Annotated in this window: 1 protein-coding gene; it reads right to left on the bottom strand. The window is 49.8% G+C overall.

Annotation, left to right across the window (positions count from 1 at the left end):
* Window positions 1-7410: malectin domain-containing carbohydrate-binding protein (locus HALTITAN_RS21240; protein ID WP_039860463.1), on the bottom strand; the 7410-nt coding region annotated here is incomplete at its 3' end.
* Between the last annotated feature and the right edge of the window lie 931 nt (window positions 7411-8341).

Below are 8341 nucleotides of genomic sequence, written 5' to 3'. Positions count from 1 at the left end.
GATAGCAAACGCCTCGTCTGCAATCCCGGCTAGGATGACACTGACCTGCTCCGGGCCATTAGCTTGATCATCGTTGGCGACGTCAACCGTCAAACTGCCGATGCCGCCGGTGAAGACCACCGTGCGGGGCTCGGATGTACCATTAATAGTGAGATCCAGAGCCACCTCGCCGCTGAAGCCTTCCGAGGCGGTAAGGCCGAAGCTTAGCGTGGTAGTGCCCTCGTCGCCGTTTTCGACCATCGGAACAGCATCTGTTATGCCAACCAGTACCTGAGGTTCGGCCTCTTCGGTCGAGGAGACCTGGAGATAGTCGTAAGAAATGTCGAAAGTATCAGGCGACTGGCCACCGGTGGATGTTTGTATAAAGCCTACGCTGACGCCCTGAGCTTCATCCTTAATTGCTGAAGCCAACGGATCAGTCAGCGTTATTTCTCCCGAAGCACCGTCAATTATATTGGTATTATTCAACGTCAATACAGAGCGAGTGAGTGCCTTAACTTCGCCGGATGTAGTATCTACGACTATTTCAAGCATCAGCTTCACTGAAGCTATGTCGCTGTAGACAACACCACTCGGTAAGGCAAAGGTCGCGCCTGGAACAGCAGGTGTTGCTCCCTCTACCTGTTTATTTTCATGGGCGAGCTGGAAAGCAGCGGTACCGTTCGCACCGAAAATCCATTTCACTAGATTGTCTTCCGAAAGACTGACCGCAACACCACCAGCCTGGTAGTTAAGTGGTGCCTGCAGGCCCTCTTGCTGATCATCGAAGTCCGGCATAGCAAAACTTGTCTCAACGATAAAGCCACCAGGATTCTTCACCCCTACCGCATATGCATCCTTCTGAGAATTGTTGTTGGTATAGTGATCTCCTGTATCGGCTACAATATTGAGTGTGCCATTCTCGACACTTGCTGTACCGCTCTCGACAGCTCCAGCAGAATTACTCTCATTTGCCCGGCCCATTAACCCCGTCAGGCCAGCCTCATAGGGACTCGCGGTGTCTTCTTCAAAGTCAAGCAAGAAGGTTTCGCCAGCCGCTAAAATCATGCCATTAGCAGCATCGTATGGGAAAAGGTCGTCATCATTATTAACGCCGTCCTCATCCAGGTCGTCCGGATTGGGCACAGAGCCCTCATCGTCTTCGGTCACACTGCCCGTTGCTGTGGCCGCCGATGCATCAATTTCAAACAACCCTGTGCTATTGACTGCGACCAAAGTGACTGAAATTTCGTTGGTACCATTAGCCACATCGTCATTAGGCACATCAACCGACAGGATGGCGGTGCCGTCGCTGAAGTTCAACGTATCCGTCACGGTCGCGCCATCGATGCTCAGGGTCAATTCCACCTCGCCACTAAAGCCATCTGAAGCGGTGAGGCCGAAGTTCAGTGTCGTGAAGCCATCGTCTCCATTCTCGATGATGTCAGGAGCATTAACGATAGCCAGAGTAGTGGTGGGATCCGTTGGCTCTGAAATGAGATCCGGCGAGGTCACGTTGAGATAATCCCAACTAGCCATGAACGACTCTATGGGATTGTTGTAATCAGTTGAAGTGACCCCAACTGCCGTTGTTGAGTTCAGATCAGTAAGATTACTTAGCACTGCGGGTGGCAACACCTCAGGGGACGCCGTTGCGAAACCATCGGTTGCCTCGGCACGCAAGCCCCCCAGAACATTTTCGTTAGTATCGAAGAAAGTAACGATAGGAGTCACAGTACCGGCTGTCTTGTTGACGACTAGCGTCAGTTCTACAGAGGCAATATCATTCAGGGTTGTTGAGGCATTACTCAGCATATTCGCAAGCGGAATGACTGTATCAATGGCGCTTTTGGACCAGATTTGCACCCCGTTACCGCCATTACCACCGAACACTAGCTTGACGAGCTCATTATTGCCCTGACTGCCAAGACCGAAGACTATGCCTTGCTGGGCAAAGTTCGGGACAGTATCAGTTGGTAGCTCTTGGGCTGCGAGAGCGGCAGGGAAGGGATTATCAAAGCGCGAGGTAATGTTTATCGTCTCTAACGCTGGATCGCCCAGTGCCACATACTTGATAAAGTCATTCGCACTCGGGTCAGCCGCTTGTGAAATGTCGCCATTGGATGTCCAGACGATCAGTTCGCCTCCCTCCACAGTAGTGAAGACCGTATCATCTACAACGTCACCCAGCGTGCCATCAAAACCGCCTTCCTCAAGCGGCGACCCGGGATTCTCGAAATCAAGTTCAAGGATGACTCCATCGCTCGAGTAATTCACATAAACCGAACTAGCCGTTGCGCTGTTGCCATTGTTATCGCTATCGAGTACTGCATTGGCGGCGACTGAAGCGGTGATTGTCCCGGTTTGCCAGCCGCTCTCAGGGGCGTCAAAGGTATAGGTGGCAATGCCACTGGCGCTATCATAAGCCACCAGCGAAGGAGTAACTAACGCACCAGCGGCAGAGGAAACAGTGACATCGGTAGCACCGATCTGTGTGCCAGAAATGTTGCCATCGTCAGTGTACTGGACAGTGACAATAACCTGTCCATCGCTCGATTCCGGCGCTTCAATCGAAAGAATGCTGGCAATCGGTATACCGCTGTCGACTGCCTGATAAATAGCTATGGCGTTGAAGCCCGGCTCGCCGTTATCCGCATTGACATCAATAACGATCTTGCCATCTGTCACTATAACGTTTTTGGTAAGAACGGTTGGCTTGTCGGCTCCTCCCGCTGCTATAAAGGCATCAAAGTTCTCAGCAAACAACTCGCCTTGTATCGTGTAGTCACCCTGGCGCTGGCCGCCCTGGGTTTGATAAAGCTCAGCAAAATGCAGCTCCACCACATATAAACCATTGGGCACTTCATAGGTTGCTGTGTATGAGCCAGCAGCAGAGTCACGATAGGTGTGGTAGGCAGAACCATCCAGATCGACCCCACCACTGTTGCTACCGGTTGCTCCGGCTTTACCATCAATATTACTGCCTGTTTTTGTACTCGGCGAGTAATACGCGGGGTCATCCGCCTCAAGATCGATACCCAGAATCGGATCATTAGTGATGGCACCGCCATAAGTATTTTTATCATCACCCTCGAGACTATTATCGATAGTGTTGCTGGTTGGTCCGACGTTTATCGCTCTTTGCAACGCCCCCTTGACGAGCTGTTCAAGGTTCCGGGCAATAATGACATCCGTTTCAAAAGCGGCGATACCAAGGCCTGTCGTATCAGTAAAGCTACCTGCAGCAACGCCAACCTTGAAAGCACCATTTTCCCAAGCATTAGAACCTGTCGGCGGGGAAATGGTGTACTGGATAGTAGCGGTCTTGCCATCATTGCTGAGTGTAATAGCATCGTTATCAGCCAGGGAGACGGCACCAGGCTCATAACCGGTAAAAATCAGCTCATCACCATTGATAGAATCAACATTAATTCCAGCGTTATCGGTAACCACTACTGTGGCCAAGATGTCACTGTCGTTATCGAAAGGTTGATCGATCATTATCGACACTACTTCCGGTGGTGTTACATCTTCAGGTGGCACATAGGTTCCACCAACTTGCCAGACCACCAAACCGCTGATTTTGGCCTGGTTGACCGAGGCATCGAAGCCAATGTTGAGAACACCATCAGTGACGGTAACGGCGTAGGTCTTGATCACTTCGGTTGCTGCGCTACCAACATCGCCAATGATGTCATAGTCATCTTCCACCAGCGCATCCTCAATGCTGATGTCAAAGACACGCGCCCCAGTACCGCTGCTGTTTTCCACACCATGGTAAATCTCGGCGAAATACATATCGATCAGGTATTCACCGTTCTCGACCGGAATCGAGTAGCCCCATTCGCCGGCATCTTCTGCCGAGCGCTCAGACTGATGCAGCTCATCGGGGACACTGCCGTCGATGTCGACTACGTTGACATAATCTTTGGAGGTGACACCGCTAACCCAGCCATTAACCTCAGCGTTGGTCATGTCTGAGAGGAAATCAATTGTCTGGTCACGTACGGTGACGTTGTTAATATCGGGCCCCCCCGAGCTGATCGCGGCAACCGCAGTCAACGCAGGTACAGTGGTAATGCGCGTCCCGTTGGCGGTGGACGTGAAGCTGAATACTGACTCGCCAGTACTGGGATCGAAGTCTTCAAAACCCTCACCACTAAAAGTGATTGCCGTTTCGTTATTGATAGTAATGATCGCGGATCCAGCTTGATAGGTTACGTCGCTGGCATCGAACGAAGCACCCTGAACAACGACTTCATCGTCGGGTGTGAAGTCGGTGATTTCAGTACCGTTTATAGTATCGAGCGTACCTTGGAAGCTGTCGGCTCCACCGCCCCCTGTAAACGTATTATTGCCACTCCCGGCGATCATCACGTTGTCGCCGCCATTACCAGTGGCATGAAAATCTGCCATGGTGCCGGAGCCATCGAAGTTCTCGACGCTGTCATCCAGCGGCGACAGTACGGTATCGGTTCCGGTATAGATAATAGTGTCAATACCATTAGAGCCTTCGGCCCCCACACCGCCAGCCGAATCTGCCTCAATCTCATTACCGAAGCCATTTATTTTGAGGTTTTCGAAGTTAACCGGTGCAAGAGGCGCACCTTCACTGGTTTCAGCTAGGAAGCCAAAAGCAGCTCCAGAGGGGGCCTGGGAATCACCATCGCTGATGGTATGACTACCTGTCAGGACGTCACGTAAAACACCCTCAGGCAGCGTAAAACCATTCAGAGGCAGTTCGGTAAAGGCATCCTCGCTATTGAGACGGTAGCCCGCGTAGAGGGCGAAGCCGTCAGCCATATCGATCTCGAGGTATAATTCAACCTGCGTAACAGCAGTATCTGTCAGTCCTGGCACCGCCACTTGAGCCAACGCCTGATAATTGTTGTCGTTGATTTCATAACCAACTTCAAAGCCAGCTTCTCCGTTTACCTCTCCAAACACAAGGCGTACGAAGTTGGCCTGAGTACCATCGCCAAACATGAGTCCAGTCAGTTGGCCATCTTCAACACTGCCATTATCGGCAATCCAGTTGAGCACCTGTGTTGTGGCCACCAGACGCTGAACATCACTGCTGGGATTAACACCCACATGCATAGCATCACGAACGCTATTTACAGGGCCGACCACAGTGCCCGGCACAACCTCCTTGATTTGGAACAGCGCGGCATTGGCACCGGGAATGATATTACCGCCGATATCATAAAGGCCGGGAAGCCCCTGATCCGGGTTGGCATCCTGGTTCGGTGTCGTACCATCAAGTGCTGCGCCCATCAAACCAGTATCACCGATGGTGCCGGGATAGGGAGCCTCGGTAGGCTGAAAATTCATGACGATGGCTTCGCCTGGCGTCAGCGCGAGACCATTTGCAGCGCTGTACTCAAATGGATCATGAATATGGTTAATGCCGTCAAGATCATGATCAGTCGGATCAGCGGCTTCACTGCCGGCGAGAGGAACAGCGCCATTATTGGGCTGTAGGATTTCGATTTTGGTACCACTTCCGCTGTAAACAGTTGCCCAAACAGAACCACGGAACGCTGCCTGGTTATCCCATGCAGATAGGTCATCGCCAATAGAAGCCAGCCCAAGAGGACTACCTGACAACGTCAATGTGATCCTCTCAGCAGCTTTTACCCCGCCGCTACCGCTTGCGGTTTGCATGACGCCATTCTCATCCCGCCCCATCACGATGAGGTTGCCACCGCCCAACTGTACTGCCATAAGAGCGCCGGACATCTTCGTCTCACCATCATCAAAAACGGTCGACGTATATTCGGTCAAGCCATTGATCGACCCTGTACCTGAGTCAATTGCGCCATCGTTATATCCTCCTTCGAGATAGTTGCCTTCGATAGCGTTAAGTGTGGCCACCACGTCATCAATATCTGCCGGCACCCCAGCGGTTCCGAGTACATCGGATCCTCCGATACTCGGCGGCGTCTGGGTATAGTCGCTAGTCAGGTACGCCTCACCATTTTCGGTAATGTAATACAGCTCTCCAGGAACTAAGCTAATAACGCGGCTTGTAAGATCCCCAGAAGACACGCCGTTAGACTCATCCTCAACAGTAACCAGCCAGTCGATAACACTGTCGTAGTGCTCTTCAGATACCAGCAGGAAAGCGTCCTCAACCCCATTTTTGGGCGTAAAGAGGAGCCCAGCTTCACCGCCACTGGCACGTGTCGGGTTCGGGTGGCCGCCGTAAACCAGGGTTAAAGGATCGTCAAAGTCAGGATGCGCCATTACGTAGGTGGCGGCGCCCGCCTGACCAGCGGAAAGAACCCGGCCAGCGAGATCGTCTGATCGAGTGATTTCGTGAAACTGATCGAGGTTTTTAGGATTCCAAGCTTCAGTATTGATGCTGTCACTACCACTACCATCACCGTTATTAAGATTGGTAGCTATATAGTTTTCATCTTGTTCAGCATCGATATTGCCACCATTATCCCCCGCCTCCCCAACAGGGCGACCGCCCCAGCTATTATTAGCGCCGTTATCATAAGTCCAGACGCGTCCATCTTCGGTAACTTCTACATCATAGGCATTACGATACCCCGCAGAATAAATCTGCACTGGGCCGTTAGGGTCTATTTTTCCACCGTTGAAGCCATCATTACCACCAAAGGGGTCAGTGAGCGCTTCTTCGCTCGGAGAGCGTGAGGGGTCGTTTAAGGTAGGAATGTCATAGACGTAATTGCGGCCATCATCGTTTTTGATCTCCATGGATTTAAGTTGATCAAGATCGACCTCTAGAATCGCCGCACTATAGGCCGTTTCCTGCTGTCCAGAAAAATTATTCGAAGGTGCACCAGCATTGGCATTACCCCCGTTAGCAACGATGAGCCTCTCACTTAGTAAACGACCGTTATCGTCAAACTCTTGTATGACTTCCAAACCATTAAGAGAGTGATTCTCTTCGGAACGAGCAAGTCCCCGGACAAGATCTAGTGCTTCCCATCCATCTACTGTCTGCGTTAGGCGCGTAATGATGCCAGAGTTTGTATCGAGACCTGTGTCAGAGCCACTACTCCCAGCACCAATGCGATTATCACTAGATGTCACATAGATATTGACTGCCGGCTTTCCATTAATTATGACCGGGTCACCATTTTCATCATATTGCGGGGTTACATCAATACCCGTAACTTGACGATTGTTAGATCCTCCCTCGGCACCATCATCGTTATGGTTAGGTAATTCCTTTACTAAAAAAACAGTTTCAGCTTCAACAACATAGAAACTTGCCGTACTGTCACTATCTGCTGTATTAGGATCTCCAAATGCTACGGTTAAAACCTTGACATCACCACTCTGCTCAGTGATATAGAGGCGACCATCTGCCCCCCACACCAGTGCGGTAGGTTGGGACAAGGTAATTTTTCCGTTGAGATCTAAACTGCTTTGAGAAAAATTATTCGTAACCATGATGGGAGGATCCTTTTAACTGATTATTTTAAAACAGCTTTCGGGCAACAAATTAACTAAAAATTACTAAAACAGAACGCAAGCCCTACTTCGCATCATGAACTTTAATCTGCAAGCAATTTTCAGCTTCATTAGTTTTATCAACAATGCTAAAGCTAGCGGCAACAAACGCTGCTGCATAGCTTCCACGCAAAGCCACGCACTGATTAAAAAATAGTTCGGATAAAAAAAACATCAACAGACTTATTATAAAAATCAGGCCAACTAACCAAGAAAACAAAGTTTAGGTTTTATTTTTTACTGTTACCAAACAAAATAAACATTAAAAATAATACATTTTCCGTTTAAAAAATGACGCCAACTAATGCTTTTTTACAGTAGAAACCTAACTATCAAGGACTAAAAACATACCATTCCAGGCCACATCCAGAAGCTAATGCACTGATTTCTTATTAACAAAATCAATCAAGACAGCTTCCCTTACTTTATTTTAAACAACTGAATAACCGAGGAAATACATTTTAACACCTCATTTGAACAAAGAATTGTTTAAGCGAGTGTATGCATTAGCCCTTTTAAATGACTGGGAACTTATTCGTGCAAGAAAAAATCAAGTGGTGGAAATTGTCTTTAATAAAATCGGAAGTTGGTAGCCATAGTTTTCGTGACGTAAAGATGTCCAGCCGTGCCACTCAGCAGCACAGACGACCAAACAAACGATAAGCACTTACAGGCAGTCACTGTATTTCATCCACTGGTATAGAAGGCAGTCTCAATAACCAAGCGCGCACGATGTGACTTCCACTCCAGTTCGATCTACATCGTCCAGGCGTGATGGATGTCAATGGCATCTAATTAGCAGATAGAGTTTGGCGTCCCTGGCGGGAGTCAAATCAACCGCCCGCCCTGCCTAACACGCCAACGCCCCGCA

It is taken from the genome of Vreelandella titanicae BH1, assembly GCF_000336575.1.
Taxonomy (GTDB): domain Bacteria; phylum Pseudomonadota; class Gammaproteobacteria; order Pseudomonadales; family Halomonadaceae; genus Vreelandella; species Vreelandella titanicae.
Note: the sequence above shows the minus strand (reverse complement) of the source record. Positions and strands in the feature narration are given on the sequence as shown.